Source organism: Camelimonas abortus, from assembly GCF_042432745.1.
GTDB lineage: Bacteria > Pseudomonadota > Alphaproteobacteria > Rhizobiales > Beijerinckiaceae > Camelimonas > Camelimonas abortus.
Genome location: NZ_JBHLWR010000006.1, coordinates 1193247 through 1210614, shown reverse-complemented (window position 1 = coordinate 1210614; position 17368 = coordinate 1193247). Strand labels below are relative to the sequence as shown.

The window sequence follows — 17368 nt, the reverse complement described above, 5'->3', positions numbered from 1 at the left end:
GCCGGCAAGGGGGAGGAAACGCAACGCGGAGGGGCAGCGGGCGCGGCGCGCCCGCTGCCTTTGTGAAGAGGCGTTGCGGGCGGGGGCGGCGGCTGGAGCTGGCCCTGCAGGTCCGCTGTTCGCGCCAGCGCGCCGGCCGGCGCATTTTCCCGTCGGTCCGGTCCGGCCGCGGGTCAGGGCGTTGTGCCCGCGCGGCGCAGCCTCCGCCGGGCGCGGCGTGGCTGGCGACCGTGTTTCCTGGCGATATCTGGGGGCGACGATGATGTGGAGGTCGATGGATAGTCCGCTGCAGTTTGTCCGCCATCTCAGCGTGCTGCGCAGCCACCGCATTCATTTCGGCGGCAATGGCTCGGAGCCGGCGGCCGTGAACGGACAGGCGCTGTTCCTGCGACTGTTCGCCACCCACGACTGCAGCGTCAGCCTGGAGGACGCCAGGGGCGAGGCGCGCACCTTCCGGCTCGGCGCGCGGCAGGCATGGATCGCCACGGCGGACGGCGTCGCCGCGGTCCGCGTCGGGCCGGCGCCGGCGTCCGGCCGTCTCTATGTCAACGAGCTGGGCTGAGCCTGCGGCGCCGGCGCGACATGTCCGGCCAGGCCGGCGGCCGGGCGGTCAGGGGGGCGTTGCCTGCGGCGGGGCGCCGGCGGCGCTCACGGCCAGTGACGGGCTGGACCAGGCGCCGGAAAGCCGCAGCCGCAGCGGCGCGCCGTTCGCCGGCGTGAGCGCGCCCTCCAGCGCCAGCGGCTGGCCAGAAAGGCCGGCCTCGCCGGACAGGCTGGCGGTGAAGCCGGAGCCCGACACGGTCAGGCCGGTCACGCCGAGCATGCCGGGAGGCGACAGCGTCCAGCGCGCCTGCAGGCTGGAGAAGGCAGTGCGGCCGCGCAGCTTCACCGGCTCGTCCGCGGCCGGCGCCTCGCCGCGCCGCGCCAGGGCGGCGAGGGCGAGGCCGCCCAGCTCGCCGCCGCTGACCTGCGCGTGGCCCTCGCCGCGCATGTTGCGCAGCAGGGTTTCGCGGGTCGCGCCCTCGCCCTCCAGCGTCATCGCGCCGCCGAGCGTTCCGCTGACGCGGATGGGGCCGCCCTGCAGGAAGGCCAGCCTGGTCGCGTCCAGGCCCTCGGCGGAGACCTGCAGGCGCATGTCGAGACCGGCGGCGGAGGGCGCGGCGTTCAGCCGGCCCTTCAGCGCCCCGCCGAGAAGGCTGGCGGAGCCGAGGACCGCCTCCACGCGGCCATGACGCAGGACGATGCTGGTGGCCACGTCGCTGGCGCGCAGCTCCGGCGTCAGCCGCACGCTGGCCGCCGACAGGCGCAGGTCCACCTCCCAGTCGCGCAGCCCGTCCGAGGCGAGGAACGGCGGCTGCGACCACCACGCGCCGCCGCCGGCGAAGCGCAGGTCCAGCGTGTCGGCGGCGAGGGTGCCCGCCAGGGCCCAGCCGCCGGCGTCGCCCGGACGCAGCGACAGCGCCCCTTCCAGCGTGTTGTCGCCGATGCGCGCCGTCGCCGGCGACAGCGCCGCGCTGCGGGCGTTTACCGTCAGCCGTCCCTCGACGCTGGCGGGGAGGTCGCCGGCGTTCCGGTCCAGATTGAGGTTGCGCCACGGGGCCAGCCGGCCGATCGCCGGGGCGGAGAGGGAAGCCTGGCCCTCGAAGCGGCGGGCGCCGTCAGTGAGCGCCCCGCGCAGCTCCGCCTTCAGCGGCGCGCCCGACAGCCGCGCCGTCACCTGGCAGGAGCCGTCGGTGGCGACCGCCTCAGGCGAAAAGCCGCTGACGCTGATTTCGTAGGCTTCGCCGCCGATCGCCGCCACGCCCGAAATGGCGACCGGCGAAGCGGGCGACGGCCACGTCGCCGTCAGGCTGATGTCCCGCGCCAGCGCCGCGCGGCCGTCCGCCGCGTCGAACGCGCCGGCGACCAGCGTCACCCGGCGGGGCCGCCACGCGCCGCCGCTGGCGCGCCGCCACATTTCCGTGCTGGCGGCGAGGGCGGCGGACCACAGCGCCGCCCCGTCCGCATCCGCCGGCGGCGCGCGGAACACCGGCTCGATCAGGGTGAGGTCGTCCAGCTCGAACCGTCCGGCCAGCAGCGGCAGCAGCCGCAGCTCGCCGCGCAGCTGGCGCGCGCGCGCCACCACCGCGCCGTCGGCGCCGACAAGGCGCACGTGGTCGATCTTGATGCGCGGAACCGGCAGCACCGCCAGGGTGACCGGCCCGCCGGCCTCCAGCCACAGGCCGGCGCCGCCGGCGAAATCACGGCTGATCTGGCTCACGGCGCGCCGGTCCATCACCGTCCATGGAACCGCGCCGGCGCCAGCGGCCGCAAGTCCGGCGACGGTCAGTAACAGGACGGTGCGACGGCGCATGCAGCTTCCCGGTGGCCTGATTCATCGGTGGCCAAGACAACCAGACGATAGCACGCCGATCAACAGAAGCCGTAGCCGCGAACGGGGATAGCTGACGCATGGAGAGGCGGCGGCGCCGCCGCGTCCGTCCTCCGCGCCCGCGTCATCCCGCCGGCGTTGCGGGCTGCGCCACGATCACCATGCGCTTGCCGCGGTTCTCGCCGGCGAGCAGGCCGATGAGCGCGCCCGGCAGCTGTTCGACGCCGTGGAGGATGTCCTCCTGCACCTTCAGGCGGCCTTCGGCGACCCAGCGGCGCAGGTCTGCGATGGCGGTCTCGCGCTCCGCGTCGAAATCGCTGACGATGAAGCCTTCCATGCGCAGGCGGCGCACCACGATGAGGCCGGGCACGCCGCGCACGCCGCGGGGGCTGGCGGTGTCATATTGCGAAACCGCGCCGCAGCAGACGATGCGCCCGCCCAGATTCATGCGGAACAGCATGGCCTCGAGCACGTCGCCGCCGACATTGTCGAAATAGATGTCGACGCCGCCGGGCGTCGCCGCCTTCAGCGCCCGGTGAAAGTCTGCGGCCCTGTAGTCCACGGCGGCGTCGAAGCCGAGCTCGCGCTCCAGCCACTCGCACTTCTCCCTGCCGCCGGCGACGCCGACCACGCGGCAGCCGTGGATCTTCGCGATCTGCCCGACGAGCGAGCCGACGGAGCCGGCCGCGGCGGAGACGGCCACGGTTTCCCCCGCCCTTGGCCGGCCGACCTTCAGCAGGCCGGTCCATGCGGTGAGACCGGGAATGGCGTAAAGGCTGATGAGATGGGTCAGGGGTTCGGCGCGCGGATATCTGGTCGCCGCGCCGGCGTCGATGACGGCGTATTCCTGCCAGCCGGCGTCGGCGAACACCAGGTCGCCGGGGGCGAAGCCAGGAGCGCGCGACTCAATCACCTCGGCGAGGGCGCCGCCGGCCATCACCGCACCGGCGCTGATCTCGGAGCGGTAGGTGGCGGCCTGCATCCACGCCCGGTTGGCCGCGTCCAGCGACACGATCAGCACCTTCACCAGCAGCTGGCCGTCCGCCGGGGCGGGGATCTCGCCCTCCACGAGGCGGAAATGTTCGTGGCCGAGTTTGCCGGCGGGTTTTTCGACGAGCAGGATCTGCCGGTTGCGGGCGGCTGCGGCGCTCATGGGGTTCCTCCACTGCTGGCCCCCCTTGTTGCGGGGCTGTCGCGGCCGGACGCGCGCCGGCCGGGGCCTTTTCGCGCCGGCCGCCCGGACCGGGCCGGCGGGCGCAGGCGTCGCCGGCGATTGAGCGGAAACGGCGCCCTCCGGTCAAGCGCGGCGGGGGCGCGGCCCGGACGGCGGCCTGTGGCGGGACAGGCGGATAAACTCGGAAAATGGTTTTTTCGTCAGTATGTTGTATTGAAATCCGCGCATGGCGGATCAGGACTGGTCCGGCCGTAGCGGAGGGCGAGAAATCCCGTGCAAATCAATGAAATAACACGCAAAACAAAAAAAGGACGCCGGAAAATCCGGCGTCCCTGTCCCGGGTGGGCCCCGGAATGATGTCAGAGGCGCTCGATGATGGTGACGTTGGCCAGGCCGCCGCCCTCGCACATGGTCTGCAGGCCATAGCGCTTGCCGCGGGCGTGCAGGGCGTGGACCAGCGTGGTCATCAGCTTGGCGCCCGAGCCGCCGAGCGGGTGGCCGAGGGCGATGGCGCCGCCGTTCACGTTCAGGCGCTCCGGATCGGCGCCCAGCTCCTTCAGCCACGCCATCGGCACCGAAGCGAAGGCCTCGTTCACCTCGAACAGGTCGATGTCGTTGATCGACATGCCGGCCTTCTTCAGGGCGACGCGGGTGGCCTCGATCGGCGTCTCGAGCATGATCACCGGGTCGCCGCCGATCACGGTCATGTGGTGCACGCGGGCGAGCGGGGTGAAGTTGAACTCCTTCAGCGCCTTCTCGTTGACCACCAGCACGGCGGCCGAGCCGTCGCAGATCTGGCTGGAGGTGGCGGCGGTGATGCGGCCGCCTTCCTGCAGCAGCTTCACGCCCTTGACGCCCTCGAGGGTCACGTCGAAGCGGATGCCCTCGTCGACCTCATGCATGACCTTGGTGCCGTCGTCGAGGGTGACCTCAACCGGCACGATCTCTTTCCTGAAGGCGCCTTCCTTCGTGGCGCGGATCGCCTTGAGATGGGAGTTGTAGCCGAACTCGTCCATCTCGTCCTTGCTGATGTCGTACTTGACGGCGATCTGCTCGGCGCCGGCGAACTGGCTGAAGTGAACGCCCGGATAGCGCTCCTCCATCTTCGGGCTCTTGTAGAAGCCGAAGCCGTTCTTCTGCGGCAGGATGGCGGCGAGGCCCATCGGCACGCGGGTCATCGACTCCACGCCGCCGGCGATCACCACGTCCTGCGTGCCCGACATCACCGCCTGGGCGGCGAAGTGCAGCGCCTGCTGCGACGAACCGCACTGGCGGTCAACCGAGGTGCCCGGAACGGACTCAGGCAGGCGGGAGGCCGAAACCGTGTTGCGGGCCACGTTGGTGGCCTGCTCGCCGGCCTGGCCGACGCAGCCCCAGATCACGTCGTCGATACGGGCCGGATCAATGCCGGTGCGGTCGAGCAGGGCGTTGATCACTTCGGCGCCGAGGTCAACCGGATGCCAGTCCTTCAGACGGCCGCCCTTGCGACCGCCGGCCGTGCGGGCCGCCGCGACGATATATGCTTCTGCCATGTTACTCACTCCCCATCAGGCCGTCTGGCCCGTCTTCTGCGCCGAACCGGCTGGTTGTTGACCGGCACAGGATGTGTCGCCGCCGGCGCGGCCCGTCAAGGGCCGCGTCCATGCGCCGCGACCGGCTCCTGCTCCCTGCCTTGCATTACGGGAAACCGGCGCGCCGCCAGATCGCCGCGTCGCCAGATCGCCGTCCGTCCCGCGCCTCCCTTCAGGAAAGGGCGCGCCCGCAGCCGGCGACTTGCACATACGCACTTGAAATTCTAACGATCGTTTGGTCAATGTTGTCAAGATCCCGGAGCCGGCCTCCGGGACGGGCGGCGGAGACCGGAAACAGGATGGCCGCAACGGCGCAGGGCCGGCGCAGACAGAACAGGCGGCGCTCCGGACACGTTCAGGGGAGCCGCCCGTCACGCCGGCCAGCGCCGCAAGGCGCGCGCCGGGAGGAAGCGCAGCCGTCCGCCAGGACAGGTTTCAGCGGGAGACAGGCGCCGCAGGGCGCCGTCCAAGGAGGAAAGACGACCATGGATTTCAACATTCCGGCGGACATCCAGGCCTATCTGAACGAGCTCGACGACTTCATCGAGCGGGTGATCAAGCCCATCGAGGCGGAGGACGACAACATCCGCTTCTTCGACCACCGCCGCGAGTGGGCCCGCACCGATTTCGAGAACGGCGGCCTGCCGCGCAAGGAGTGGGAGGCGCTGCTGGCCCGCGTGCGCAAGCTGGCGGACGAGGCCGGCCACTTCCGCTTCGCGCTGCCGCGCGAGTTCGGCGGCAAGGACGGCTCCAACCTGGCCATGGCCATCATCCGCGAGCACCTGGCCTCCAAGGGCCTTGGCCTGCACAACGACCTGCAGAACGAGCACTCCATCGTCGGCAACCAGCCGATCGTGCTCATCCTGCGCGACTTCGGCACCGATGAGCAGAAGAAGGAGATGATTCCGAAGCTGCTCGACGGCTCCATGCGCATCGCCTTCGGCCTCACCGACCGCTACCACGGCTCCGACGCCACCCACATGGAGACCCGCGCCGTTCCGGAGACCCGCAACGGTGAGCCTGGCTGGCTGATCAACGGCGAAAAGATGTGGATCACCGGCATGCACACGGCGACCCACTGCATGCTGTTCGCCCGCAGCCACGGCAAGGACGGCGACGCCTCCGGCATCACCGCCTTCCTCGTGCCCTCCAGCGATCCCGGCGTGATCATTGAAGAGTACATGTGGACCTTCAACATGCCGACGGATCACCCGCGCATGACCATCCGCGACGTGTGGGTGCCTGAGTCGGCGATCCTCGGCCCGCTCGGCGGCGGCCTCGCCCTGGCCCAGCACTTCGTGCACGAGAACCGCATCCGCCAGGCGGCGTCCTCGCTCGGCGCGGCGGTGTACTGCATCAACGAAACGGTGAAATACGCCCGCCAGCGCCAGCCCTTCGGCCAGGCGCTCGCCGTCAACCAGGCCATCCAGTTCCCGCTGGTGGAGCTGGCCACACAGGCCGAGATGCTGCGCCTGCTGATCCGCAAGACCGCCTGGGAGATGGACCAGATGCCCAAGCCGGAGGTGGAGAAGCGCCTCTCGGACAAGGTGTCCATGTGCAACTACTGGGCCAACCGCCTGTGCTGCGAGGCGGCGGACCGCGCCATGCAGGTGCACGGCGGCATCGGCTATTCGCGCCACAAGCCGTTCGAGCACATCTACCGTCACCACCGCCGTTACCGCATCACCGAGGGCTCGGAGGAGATCCAGATGCGCAAGGTCGCCGCTTACCTCTTCGGCTACATCGGCCCGAAGAGGGAGGAGTTCGCGAAGCTGGAGGCGGAAGCCCGCCGTCCGGTCAACCGGTGAGGCGCGACGGCAGTCTGATGACCAGCATCACGCCGCTTTCGCAGGCTGAGCTCGCCGAACGGCTCGGGCGCGTCGTCGCCCGCCGTATCGGCGGCTCCGGCGAGATCATCAACCTGCGCCGCCTCACCGGCGGCGCCACCAAGCACACCTGGGCGTTCTCCGCCGGGATCGACGGAACGCGCCGGGACTTCATCCTGCAGATGGTCGGCGAGCCGCCGGCGGAGGACAGCGACCACCCGCGCGCCGGCATGCCGCGCGTCGCCGGCCGCAACGAAACCCTGCTGATGCAGGCCGGGCACAGGGCCGGCGTGCCCACGCCGCCGGTGCGCGCCGCCCTCGAGCCGGAGGACGGGCTCGGCGTCGGCCACATCACCGATTTCGTTCCCGGCGAGACCATCGCCCGCAAGCTGCTGCGTGACCCCGAATATGACGGACTGCGCCGCAACTTCGCCCGCCAGTGCGGCGAGGCGGTGGGCCGGCTGCACCACATCGACCCGCAGGAGCTGCCCTTCCTCGTGCGTTTCGACGCGCCCGTGCAGGTGCGCAAGTACAAGGAGATCTACCAGAGCTTCGGCTACCCCATCCCGGCGCTGGACGTGGCCTTCGCCTGGGCCGAGGCCAACCTGCCGCAGGGCGTTCCGCTGTCGGTGGTGCACGGCGACTTCCGCATGGGCAACATCATCTGCGGGCCGGAGGGCATCCGCGCCGTGCTCGACTGGGAGCTGGCCTGCCTTGGCGACCCCATCGCCGATCTCGGCTGGCTGTGCACCAACACCTGGCGCTTCGGCGGCCCCCATCCGGTGGGCGGCGTGGGCTCGCGCGAGGACCTGATCGCGGGGTATGAAGCGGCCAGCGGCAAAAAGGTGGATCCGGACCACCTGCGCTTCTGGGAGGCATGGGGCTCGGTGAAATGGGCGGTGATGTGCCTGCTCAAGGGCCAGGCGCACCGCAGCGATCCGTCCGAGCGCACGGTCGAGGCGTTCGCCATCGGCCGGCGCATGGAGGAGCCGCTGTACGATTTCTACCGCTTTCTGACGGGGAGGGACTGACATGCCGTCCAGCCTGCCGCAAGCCGCCGATCTGGTGGCGGTCGTGCGCGAGTTCCTGGAGCGGGAGATCCTTCCCGAATCGTCGGGCGCCCGCTGGTTCAACGTGCGCGTGGCCGCCAACGTGCTGGCCATGGTGGAGCGCGAGCTGCAGCTCGGCCGTGATCTCGACGCCGCCGAGGCGGAGCGGCTCCGGCGGTTCGTCTCCGGCGACAGCCGCGAGGAGATGGTGAAGGCGCTCTCCGACGGCGTGCGCGAGGGACGCATCGACTGGCGCTCCGGGGGGCTTGCGGAGCACCTGCTCCAGACCTGCGAGGACGCGCTGAAGGTCAACAACCCGAAGTGGCTCCGCTGAGCGCCGCGCGGGAGCAATTCAGAACCGACGCACGTTCGCCGGGGCGCGGCCAGCGGCTCCGGCGGACTGCTCCAGAGAGGAGAACATCATGACTGCTGAAGCGACCGGCCCGCTCAAGGGCGTCCGCATCGTCGAATTCGCCGGCATCGGCCCGGGCCCCTTCGCCGCCGGCATGCTCGGCGACATGGGCGCGGACGTGATCCGTCTTGACCGCGTGGGTTCGCGGTTCACCGCGCAGAAGTTCAGCGCCCGCGGCCGCCGCGTCGTTGACGTGGACCTGAAGGACCCGCAGGCCATCGAGAACGTGCTGAAGCTGCTGGAAGGCGCCGACGCCCTGATCGAAGGCTTCCGCCCCGGCGTGATGGAGCGTCTGGGTCTTGGCCCGGACGTGGTGCTGGCCCGCAATCCGAAGCTGGTTTACGGCCGCATGACCGGCTGGGGCCAGGAGGGGCCGCTGGCGCACGCCGCCGGCCATGACATCAACTACATCTCGATCACCGGCGCGCTGGCGGCCATTGGCCCGAAGGACGGCCGCCCGGCCGCGCCGCTCAACCTGGTGGGCGACTTCGGCGGCGGCGCGCTCTATCTGGTCGCCGGCATTCTCGCCGGCATCATCAGCGCCCGCGCCACCGGCAGGGGCCAGGTGGTGGACGCCGCCATGTGCGACGGCGCGGTGTCGCTGATGTCGATGTTCTACGAGTTCGCCGCCAGCGGGGCGTGGAAGGAGGAGCGCGAGTCCAACCTGCTGGACGGCGGCGCGCACTTCTACGGCGCCTATGAGACCAAGGACGGCAAGTATGTCTCGATCGGCTCGATCGAGCCGCAGTTCTACGCGCTGCTGCGCGAGAAGGCCGGCCTGACCGACGCCGACTTCGACGCCCAGATGGACCAGTCGAAGTGGCCGGCCCTGCGGGAGAAGATCGCAGCCGTGTTCCGGACCAAGACCCGCGACGAGTGGAACGCGATCATGGAAGGCACCGACGTGTGCTACGCGCCGGTCCTGACCATGTCGGAGGCGATGGAGAACGCCCACCTGAAGGCCCGCAAGACCTTCGTCGAGGTGGACGGCGTGGTGCAGCCGGCGCCGGCGCCGCGCTTCTCGGCCACCCCCTCCAGCGTGCGGAAGGTCAGCGCGGCGAAACTCGCCGACGTGGTGGCCGAGTGGTCGAAATAAGGCCGCGCCGGCGGGGCCGGCCGCGCGCCGGTTCCGCCGCCGTTCCGCCCGTCCGGCCGGACGCGAAGCCCCGGGATCCCCGGGGCTTTTTGCTTTTTGGGGCTGGCGTCCGTGCGACGGCTCCGCGGCCCTGTCCGGCGAGGGGCGACCGGCTGAGGTCCGGGCCGGCCCGGCGCGGCTCCGTGAGCCGGCCCGCCGCCCGGCGCCTGTCAGGCGTTGGCCAGCGTCACGCGCAGTTCGCGCTTCAGCAGCTTGCCGGCGGTGTTGCGCGGCAGGTTGCCGGTGAAAATCACCCGCTTCGGAACCTTGAACGGCGCCAGCTTCTCGCGCGCATGGGCGATCAGCTCCTCCTCGGTGGCCGACTGGCCGGCGCGCAGCACCACCACCGCCGTCACCGCCTCAATCCATTTCGGATCCGGCAGGCCGATCACCGCCACCTCGGACACGGCGGGATGGGTGAACAGCGCCTCCTCAACCTCGCGGCTGGCCACCATGGTGCCGCCGGTCTTGATGATGTCCTTCACCCGGTCGACCACATAGATATAGCCTTCCTCGTCCATCACGCCGATGTCGCCGGAATGGAACCAGCCGCCGGCGAAGGCCTCGGCCGTCTCCTCGGGCTTGTCCCAGTAACCCAGCAGCAGCTGCGGCGAGCGGTGCACGATCTCGCCCTGAACGCCCGGCGGCACGTCGTTCATGTTCTCGTCGACAATGCGCGTCTCCACGTTGAGCACCGGCCGGCCGGCGGAGGCCGGGCGGGCGTCGTGCTCCTCCGGACGCAGCACCGTGGCCAGCGGCCCGATTTCCGACTGCCCGTAGCAGTTGAAGGCGCGCACGCCGTCCAGCCGCTCGCGCAGCTCCTGCAGCACCGGAACCGGCATGATCGAGGCGCCGTAATAGATGTTCTTGAGCGTCGTCAGGTTGCGCGTGGAGAAGTCCGGGTGCCGCAGCAGGCTGATCCACACCGTCGGCGGCGCGAAGAAGGAGGTGACGTTGTGGCGCTCGATCAGCTCCAGCACCACCTCCGGCTGCGGCGCCTCGATCAGCACGGTGAACGCCCCGGTGAGCAGCGCGGGCACGGTGAAGCAGTGCATCTGCGCCGTGTGATACAGCGGCAGCGCCGCCAGCCAGCGGTCCGAGCGCGACAGCTCCAGGTTGAAGATGCAGCTCATGTACTCGTGCAGCTGGGCGCGGTGGGTCATCATCGCGCCCTTCGGCAGGGCGGTGGTGCCGGAGGTGTAGGTGATCTGCACCAGCTCGTTTTCGTCCTGCTCCACCTCCACCGGGGCGACGTCCGCCGCGTCGAGGGCGGCCGCCAGCACGTCGATGTCGCCGCCGCCGGAGAACGCGCCGATGAAGTCGAGCCCCGGCTTGCCGCGCATCTTCCCGGCGTTGTCGGCGAGGAAGGAGTCGTGCACCAGCGCCCGCGCCCCGGACTGCCCGACGATATAGGCCAGCTCATGCTCGGTGAGCGCATAGTTGATCGGCACGTGCACGAGGCCGGCGCGGGCGCAGGCGAGAAACAGGATCAGATAGGCGTCGGAGTTGCGGCCATAGGCGCCGACGCGCTCGCCCTTTTCCAGCCCCAGCGCCAGCAGGCGCGCCGCCACGCGGTCGATGGCGCGGTCCAGCGAGCGGTAGGTCCACGAGCGGTCGCCGAAAACCAGCGCCGGCGCGTCGCCCATGCGCAACGCCGAACGGCGGATGGCGTCAGAGATGGTGTTGCGGCGCGCGCGCGCGCCCAGCGAAATGTCGACGCTCACAGGGGGTCCTCCGGACATTCTTGTCATGTTTTTCGGGCGGGCGGCGCGCGCCGCCCGCCGGCCAGGGCGGGGAGGCTCCCCCGGCGCCGGCCCGCGTGACAGGCGCGGCCGCGCGGCCGCCGCGGACGCGGCCGCAATCCGGATCAGGCGTTTCCCCCGGCGATCCCTGGCGCGGCGGCATGTTAAGCGCCGCCCTGGCGCGGCGCCAAGCCGTACTTTGGGCGGCGGCGCCGGCCGGAGAAGCCCGCCGCCTCAGCGCGGGCGGGTGAACGCGCCGTCGAGATAGATCAGCGGCTCGCCGGACGGGGCCGCCCACGCCGCCAGCACCCGGCCGGTGACGATGGAGTGGGTGCCGGCGCGCGTCACGTTCTCCACCGTGCACTGCGTCCAGGCCTGGGCGCCTTCCAGGGCGAGCGCCACCGCGCCGGGCGTCTCCGGCATGCGCCAGCGGCCCACGGCGAAGCGGCTGGCCCCGGCGCCGGGGCGGGCGAAGGCCTCCGCCACGTCCTGCTGCGACGAATCAAGAATGTTCAGGCAGAAGCCGTCGCCGCGCAGCAGCGGCTCGTGCAGCGAGGAGCCGGCGTTGATCACCACCAGCACCAGCGGCGGATCCAGCGACACGGAGCTGTGGGCGGTGACCGTCATGCCATGGTCGACGCCGTCGCGACGGGTGGTGACGACGGCCACCGAGCTGGCCACCCGGCGCATGGCGCGCCGCAGCGCGCCGGCGGCGGCGTCCGTCCCTGCGGACGCGGACGGCTTGGGGATCCTTGCCTGCATGTTGCGCTCAATGCTCCCGCGCGGCGGGGGTGACGGTGAAGGCGAGGGGGGGCAGGCCGGCGACCCGCGCCTCCACCCGGTCTCCCGGATGCAACGGGCCGACGCCCTCGGGCGTTCCGGTGAAGATCAGGTCGCCGGGCGCAAGGCGCATGGCCCGCGAGGCGGCGGCGATGATCTCCGCCGCCGGCCAGATCATGTCGCGGGTGTTCCCCTGCTGGCGCACGGCGCCGTTGACTGCGAGTCTGATGGCGGCCGCGCCCATGTCGCCGGCGGCGGCCGCCGGCAGCAGCGGGCCGCAGGGGGCGGAGAAGTCAAACGCCTTGCCCCATTCCCATGGCCGGCCGGCGGCCTTCGCCGCGCCCTGCAGGTCGCGGCGGGTGAGGTCGACGCCGACGCCATAGCCCCAGATGCAGGCGGCGGCGGCTTCCGGGGCGATGTCGGCGCCGCCCTGGCCGAGAGCGACCACCAGCTCCACTTCATGGTGCAGGTCGCGGGTGAGGGGCGGATAGGGGACGGCGCCGCCGTCGCAGACGGCGTCCGCCGGCTTCATGAAGAAAAACGGCGGCTCGCGCTCCGGGTCTGCGCCCATCTCGCGGGCGTGGGCGGGGTAATTCCGGCCGACGCAGATGATGCGGCGCACGGGAAAACGCGCCGTTCCGCCCGCCACGGCGACCGAGGCCTGCGGCGGCGGCGGCGCGACGAACTGTCGGGCGGCGTCGGACATGCGCCCCTCCTTGGGGTCAGGGGTGAACGGGCGGCGTCAGGGCGCGGCGGCGTCGGGGGCGCGGCCCGCGCGCTGTTTTCGTAACGGCGCCGTGACGGCGCGGCAACTGTCGATTGCGCTTTCCGTCAGGAGAAGGCCGGCTTTCGGACAATTGCCGAAACGCGGATTTCCGCTATACCCCCTGATAACCAAGGGCGTCTCCGGGCGAGGTGGTCACGCGCCCGTCACGCGGCTTCCAGGGGCGCGCATGCTCAGCGATACGGCCATGATGATCACGGGCCTGGCTTTCGCCGCCATTGCGGGCGGAGCCTGGCTGTTGCGCCGGCGCGCCATGGCGGACGCGGCCCGGCCGGCGCAGCCCGCGCAGGCGGCGCGCCCCGTGGTCCGCCCGTCGCCGCCTTTCGCCGGGGCCGGCGGGGCCGCCTTTCCTGACCCCGGCGTGACGGCGCCGGCCCATTCACAGCCGGCGATGGCCGCCGTCGCCCGCGCGGCCGCGCGGGTTCCGGCGGCGGCCCGGGGGACCGAGCGGGCGGAGGCCCAGGCGCTGCGGGCGGCGCTGGCCGACGCGCTGGAGCATCTGGCCGAAATCTATGGCGTTGAATATCTCGACGCCTTCGAGGCGCGCCGCATGCGCCGCAACATCACGCCCTGTCGCGAAATGGCGGCCGCCGCCACGGATCCGGAGCTGGCCCGCACCGGCGCCGAGCAGGCGGACCGGGCCGAGAAGGCCCTGCGCGGCGTGGTGGCCGAGGTGCGCGCCCGGCTGGCGCGCGCCAGCGAAGGGGCGGGCTGAACGCCGGCGCGGGAGGCCCGCGCAGGCTGCGGCCGCCGCGCCGCGGCGGCGCGGTTTTCTCCCTGGCGATCCGGCCATATTCGTGAAACATTGTCAGGGGGGCGTCTGCGCCGCCGGCAGGCCCGCGGCGGCGCGGTCGCCGTCAGGGGCGTCGCGGGCGGGCCAGTGCGGCGGAGCGGGACGGATCATGGGAAAGGGCGGCAAGGGCAAGCGGGCAGAGGGCGTTCAGGTCGCCGCCCTGCCTTACCGCCGGCTGGTCGACGGTTCGCTGCAGATCATGCTGATCACCTCGCGCGACACCGGCCGCTGGGTGATTCCCAAGGGCTGGCCGATGAAGGGCCGCACCCACGCCGAGGCCGCCGCCCAGGAGGCCTGGGAGGAGGCCGGCCTGCGCGGCCGCATCAGCCAGGAGCCGTTGGGCGTCTATGGCTATGTCAAGCGCCGCAAGAACGGCCGCCTGCAGCAGGTGACGGTCAGCGTGTTTCCGCTGCTGGTGCGCAGCCAGGACGACGACTGGCCGGAAAAGGACCAGCGCGTGTGCGTGTGGCGCGCGCAGGATGAGGCCGCGGCGCTGGTGGCGGAGGCCGAGCTCGCCGAAATCATGCAGACCCTGGACGAACGCCTGCTTGGCGCGCTGCCGCGCTCGCGTCCGCGCCCCGAGGCGCCGCTGCTTGACCCCGGCCACGGGCTCGCCGGGTTCCGCCGCTCGGCCGTTCTCGCCGGTGTGTCGCGCCTGCCGCCCCAGGACAAGGACTGAGCCGCCCGGCGGCGTCTGTCCCGCCGCCTTGCTCCGCGGCGCCTGCCGGCGGGGCGCCGGCGCGCGGGCGGCCGCCGGCGGGGCGCGGCGCTTTTCCTGCGCGTTTCATGAAGAAACGCGGTCTTCGCCGTTTTTCCATATTGCCTGACCTTGGCCGGGGCGTGTTACGCTCGCCGCGCCAAAATAAAACTGGTCAGGGAGGTTTATATAGTGACTGTCAGCAAGCGTGGTTTTCTGGGCGGACTGTGCGCGGCGGCGCTGGTCGCCGCCATGGGCGCGTCTCCGGCGCTGGCCGGGAAGAAGTACAGCCGCGGCGCCAGCGACACGGAGATTGTCGTCGGCAATTTCGTGCCCTACAGCGGTCCGGCGTCGGCCTATGGCGTGGTGGGCAAGGTTGCGGAGGCTTATTTCAAGGCGCTGAACGAGGCTGGCGGCATCAATGGCCGCAAGGTGCGCTTCATCAGCTATGACGACGCCTACAGCCCGTCCAAGGCCGTGGAGCAGACCCGCAAGCTGGTGGAGAACGACGGCATTCTGGTGCTGTTCGGCACGGTGGGCACGCCGTCCAACACGGCGATCATGAAATACATGAACCAGAAGAAGGTGCCGCACCTGCTGCTGGCCTCCGGCGGCACCCGCTTCGGCGAGGACCCGAAGGCCAATCCCTACACCATGCCGTTCATTCCTTCCTACAATTCGGAAGGACGCGCCTACGCAGCGCTGATCAGGCAAAAATGGCCGGACGCGAAGATCGCCGTGCTGGTGCAGAACGACGAATACGGCAAGGACATCTACAAGGGCGTGAAGGACGGGCTCGGCGACAAGGTCAGCATGATCGTGGCCGAGGCGCCCTATGACCTGACCGATCCGACCGTCGACTCACAGATGGTCAAGCTGAAGCAGTCCGGCGCCGACGTGTTCCTCAACCTGTCCACGCCGAAATTCGCGGCCCAGGCCACGCGCAAGCTCGGCGAGCTCAACTGGCGCCCGGTGCACATCATCAACAACGTCGCCGCCCAGGTCGGCGCGGTGCTCAAGCCCGCCGGTCTCGAGAACGCCCAGGGCGCCATCACCGCCACCTATCTGAAGGATCCCACCGACCCGGCGCTCGCCGACGATCCGGAGGTGAAGGAGTTCAAGGCGTGGATGGCGAAGAACATGCCGGACGGCGATCTCAACAACGCCCTCTACGTGTTTGGCTACGCCACCTCGGCGGCGCTGGCGCACATCCTGAAGGAGGCGGGCGACAACCTCACCGGCGAGAACCTGATGAAGGTCGCCGCCTCGCTGAAGGACTACAAGGCGCCGATGCTGCTGGACGGCATCACCATGAACACCTCGCCAACGGACTACTTCCCGATCGAGGACTTCCAGATGCAGGTGTTCAGGGGCGACCGCTGGGTGCGCGAGGGCGACATCATCCGCTCGCGCTCGGTGCAGTAAGCCGCCGCTTCCGCCGCGGCGCGCCGCGGCCGGGCCCGCGCCGTTCATGGCTCCATGTGTTGGCCCCCATGTTTCATCGCCCCGCGCGCCGCCGGCGCGCGGGGCTTTTTTCGGGCGCGTGCGCGCGGGTTCATTGAAATGAATGTGGGGCGCGTGATAGTTTGTTTCAAATATATTGATGTTTCATGGACGAAGAATGACGCGGCGCGCGCTGATCACCGGAATAACCGGGCAGGACGGCGGCTATCTTGCGCAGTTTCTGCTTGAAAAAAACTATGAGGTGTACGGCGTCTGCCGCCGCAACAGCGCCGGCGCGGCCGCCACGGCGCGGCTTCAGTGGCTCGGCGTTCTGGACCGCGTGCGGCTGGTCGAGGCCGACATGCTGGACCAGGCCAGCCTGATCCGGGCGCTGGAGGAGGTCATGCCCCATGAGGTGTACAACCTCGCCGCCCAGTCGCATGTGATGACCTCGTTCCGCCAGCCGCTGCTGACCGGTTCGGTCACGGCCATGGGGGCGGTCAACCTGCTGGAGGCGGTGCGGCTCGTGTGTCCGCGGGCGCGCTATTACCAGGCCTCGAGCTCGGAGATGTTCGGCCGCTCCGGGGCGCCGGCGCAGAACGAGCTCACGCCCTTCCGGCCCTGTTCGCCCTACGGCGCCGCCAAGCTCTACGCCCACTGGATGACCGTCGCCTATCGCGACAGCTACGGGCTGCACGCCTGCTGCGGCGTGCTGTTCAACCACGAGTCGCCGCTGCGCGGCGAAGGCTTCGTCACCCGTCGCATCAGCCGCGGCGTCGCCGCCATCCGCGCCGGCCATGCCGACGAACTGCGGCTCGGCGACCTGGACGCGCGCCGCGACTGGGGCCACGCCCGCGACTATGTGGAGGCGATGTGGATGATGCTGCAGCTGCCGGAGCCGGTGGATCTGGTGATCGCCACCGGCGTGTCCATGAGCGTGCGCGAGCTGTGCGCCATCGCCTTCGCCCACGCCGGGCTGGACTGGGAGCGGCACGTGCGGCGCGATCCGGCGCTGGAGCGGCCGCTTGAGATCCGCGAGCTGCGCGGCGACGCCAGCCTTGCCCGCCGGCTGCTGGGCTGGGCGCCGCGCCGCAGCGCCGCCGACACCATTCGCGAGATGGTGGACGCCGACCTGGCGCGCGCCGGCGCGCCCGGGGAGGCCGCCGCCTGAGGCTCCGGCGGCTTGGGGGTGGCCTCAGCCGCGGGCGCCGCGGCGGGGGAGCCACTCGGCCGCGCCGACGGCCGCGGCGGCGATGATACCGGTGAAAATGGCGCAAATGACCGACATGTCGTGCTCCCGCTGCTGTCCGCCCACTGTCGGCCGGTTTCGCCTGGCGGCGCGTTAAACGGTCCGGTTAATGGTCTGTCACCACGCCTCTCTCCGGGGCGGCGCCAGCGGCGGAGCAGGGGGCGCGGGTTGCCCCCGGCCCCGTCCGCGCCGCATGCAGGGCGGGAAAAGACGCCGCGCCATCACCCTGGCGCATGGCGCCGCCGGCGGATTCATCGTAACGGAAGCCTGACCCTGCGGCGGCGCGCCGGCGCCGCCGCGGCCGGCCCGTGCGCCGGGCGGAGCGCGCCCGGGGGGCGGGGA

15 protein-coding genes are annotated in these 17368 nt (G+C 71.1%); 9 read left to right on the top strand and 6 right to left on the bottom strand.

What is annotated here, in order from left to right; all coding sequences use genetic code 11:
* The first annotated feature begins 274 nt into the window (after window positions 1-274).
* Window positions 275-562, top strand: coding sequence for a hypothetical protein (locus ACFFJB_RS07595; RefSeq protein ID WP_376830643.1), 288 nt, complete (start codon window positions 275-277; stop codon window positions 560-562).
* A gap of 48 nt (window positions 563-610) precedes the next feature.
* On the opposite strand, the gene ACFFJB_RS07590 is transcribed toward ACFFJB_RS07595, so the two are convergent.
* The 3 genes from ACFFJB_RS07590 to ACFFJB_RS07580 form a co-directional block, all read right to left on the bottom strand.
* Window positions 611-2353: an AsmA family protein gene (locus ACFFJB_RS07590; RefSeq protein ID WP_376830642.1), complete on the bottom strand. Its 1743-nt coding sequence runs from the start codon at window positions 2351-2353 to the stop codon at window positions 611-613.
* Window positions 2354-2495: 142 nt separating this feature from the next.
* Complete coding sequence (locus tag ACFFJB_RS07585) at window positions 2496-3524, bottom strand: NADP-dependent oxidoreductase (protein WP_376830641.1); 1029 nt, start codon at window positions 3522-3524, stop codon at window positions 2496-2498.
* A gap of 380 nt (window positions 3525-3904) precedes the next feature.
* Window positions 3905-5077 (bottom strand): acetyl-CoA C-acetyltransferase, encoded by a 1173-nt coding sequence (locus ACFFJB_RS07580; RefSeq protein WP_376830640.1) that lies wholly within the window; start codon window positions 5075-5077, stop codon window positions 3905-3907.
* 524 nt (window positions 5078-5601) lie between these two features.
* On the opposite strand from ACFFJB_RS07580, the gene ACFFJB_RS07575 reads away from it, so the two are divergent.
* From ACFFJB_RS07575 to ACFFJB_RS07560, 4 genes are all read left to right on the top strand, one after another.
* Window positions 5602-6924 carry an acyl-CoA dehydrogenase family protein gene (locus tag ACFFJB_RS07575; protein ID WP_376830639.1) on the top strand — a complete coding sequence of 441 codons (1323 nt, stop codon included), beginning with the start codon at window positions 5602-5604 and terminating at the stop codon, window positions 6922-6924.
* A gap of 17 nt (window positions 6925-6941) precedes the next feature.
* Window positions 6942-7973, top strand: coding sequence for a phosphotransferase family protein (locus tag ACFFJB_RS07570; RefSeq protein WP_376830638.1), 1032 nt, complete (start codon window positions 6942-6944; stop codon window positions 7971-7973).
* Window position 7974: 1 nt separating this feature from the next.
* On the top strand, window positions 7975-8325 hold the full coding sequence (locus tag ACFFJB_RS07565) for a DUF6285 domain-containing protein (protein ID WP_376830637.1): 351 nt from the start codon (window positions 7975-7977) through the stop codon (window positions 8323-8325).
* Window positions 8326-8413: 88 nt separating this feature from the next.
* Window positions 8414-9499, top strand: a complete 1086-nt coding sequence (locus tag ACFFJB_RS07560) for a CaiB/BaiF CoA transferase family protein (RefSeq protein WP_376830636.1) — start codon at window positions 8414-8416, stop codon at window positions 9497-9499.
* 209 nt (window positions 9500-9708) lie between these two features.
* Here ACFFJB_RS07560 and ACFFJB_RS07555 read toward each other — a convergent pair whose 3' ends face one another.
* From ACFFJB_RS07555 to ACFFJB_RS07545, 3 genes are all read right to left on the bottom strand, one after another.
* On the bottom strand, window positions 9709-11262 hold the full coding sequence (locus ACFFJB_RS07555; RefSeq protein WP_376830635.1) for an acyl-CoA synthetase: 1554 nt from the start codon (window positions 11260-11262) through the stop codon (window positions 9709-9711).
* A 252-nt stretch (window positions 11263-11514) separates the two neighbouring features.
* Entirely contained in the window at window positions 11515-12042 is a 528-nt protein-coding gene (locus ACFFJB_RS07550) for a flavin reductase family protein (protein WP_376830634.1), read from the bottom strand.
* 7 nt (window positions 12043-12049) lie between these two features.
* Window positions 12050-12766 (bottom strand): fumarylacetoacetate hydrolase family protein, encoded by a 717-nt coding sequence (locus ACFFJB_RS07545; RefSeq protein WP_376830633.1) that lies wholly within the window; start codon window positions 12764-12766, stop codon window positions 12050-12052.
* 247 nt (window positions 12767-13013) lie between these two features.
* Between ACFFJB_RS07545 and ACFFJB_RS07540 the strand changes: the two genes are divergently transcribed.
* From ACFFJB_RS07540 to ACFFJB_RS07525, 4 genes are all read left to right on the top strand, one after another.
* Complete coding sequence (locus tag ACFFJB_RS07540) at window positions 13014-13559, top strand: hypothetical protein (protein ID WP_376830632.1); 546 nt, start codon at window positions 13014-13016, stop codon at window positions 13557-13559.
* Window positions 13560-13746: 187 nt separating this feature from the next.
* On the top strand, window positions 13747-14316 hold the full coding sequence (locus ACFFJB_RS07535) for an NUDIX hydrolase (protein WP_376830631.1): 570 nt from the start codon (window positions 13747-13749) through the stop codon (window positions 14314-14316).
* Window positions 14317-14586: 270 nt separating this feature from the next.
* The gene (locus ACFFJB_RS07530; protein WP_376832585.1) at window positions 14587-15759 is read left to right on the top strand and encodes an ABC transporter substrate-binding protein; all 1173 of its coding nucleotides are present in this window, start codon (window positions 14587-14589) and stop codon (window positions 15757-15759) included.
* A 196-nt stretch (window positions 15760-15955) separates the two neighbouring features.
* Window positions 15956-16948 carry a GDP-mannose 4,6-dehydratase gene (locus tag ACFFJB_RS07525; protein WP_376830630.1) on the top strand — a complete coding sequence of 331 codons (993 nt, stop codon included), beginning with the start codon at window positions 15956-15958 and terminating at the stop codon, window positions 16946-16948.
* The last annotated feature ends 420 nt before the right edge of the window (window positions 16949-17368 follow it).

Coding starts and splice junctions, on each gene's coding strand:
- ACFFJB_RS07595 (WP_376830643.1), top strand. CDS start 275: ATGGATAGTCCGCTGCAGTTTGTCCGCCATCTCAGCGTGCTGCGCAGC.
- ACFFJB_RS07590 (WP_376830642.1), bottom strand. CDS start 2,353: ATGCGCCGTCGCACCGTCCTGTTACTGACCGTCGCCGGACTTGCGGCC.
- ACFFJB_RS07585 (WP_376830641.1), bottom strand. CDS start 3,524: ATGAGCGCCGCAGCCGCCCGCAACCGGCAGATCCTGCTCGTCGAAAAA.
- ACFFJB_RS07580 (WP_376830640.1), bottom strand. CDS start 5,077: ATGGCAGAAGCATATATCGTCGCGGCGGCCCGCACGGCCGGCGGTCGC.
- ACFFJB_RS07575 (WP_376830639.1), top strand. CDS start 5,602: ATGGATTTCAACATTCCGGCGGACATCCAGGCCTATCTGAACGAGCTC.
- ACFFJB_RS07570 (WP_376830638.1), top strand. CDS start 6,942: ATGACCAGCATCACGCCGCTTTCGCAGGCTGAGCTCGCCGAACGGCTC.
- ACFFJB_RS07565 (WP_376830637.1), top strand. CDS start 7,975: ATGCCGTCCAGCCTGCCGCAAGCCGCCGATCTGGTGGCGGTCGTGCGC.
- ACFFJB_RS07560 (WP_376830636.1), top strand. CDS start 8,414: ATGACTGCTGAAGCGACCGGCCCGCTCAAGGGCGTCCGCATCGTCGAA.
- ACFFJB_RS07550 (WP_376830634.1), bottom strand. CDS start 12,042: ATGCAGGCAAGGATCCCCAAGCCGTCCGCGTCCGCAGGGACGGACGCC.
- ACFFJB_RS07545 (WP_376830633.1), bottom strand. CDS start 12,766: ATGTCCGACGCCGCCCGACAGTTCGTCGCGCCGCCGCCGCCGCAGGCC.
- ACFFJB_RS07540 (WP_376830632.1), top strand. CDS start 13,014: ATGCTCAGCGATACGGCCATGATGATCACGGGCCTGGCTTTCGCCGCC.
- ACFFJB_RS07535 (WP_376830631.1), top strand. CDS start 13,747: ATGGGAAAGGGCGGCAAGGGCAAGCGGGCAGAGGGCGTTCAGGTCGCC.
- ACFFJB_RS07530 (WP_376832585.1), top strand. CDS start 14,587: ATGGGCGCGTCTCCGGCGCTGGCCGGGAAGAAGTACAGCCGCGGCGCC.
- ACFFJB_RS07525 (WP_376830630.1), top strand. CDS start 15,956: ATGACGCGGCGCGCGCTGATCACCGGAATAACCGGGCAGGACGGCGGC.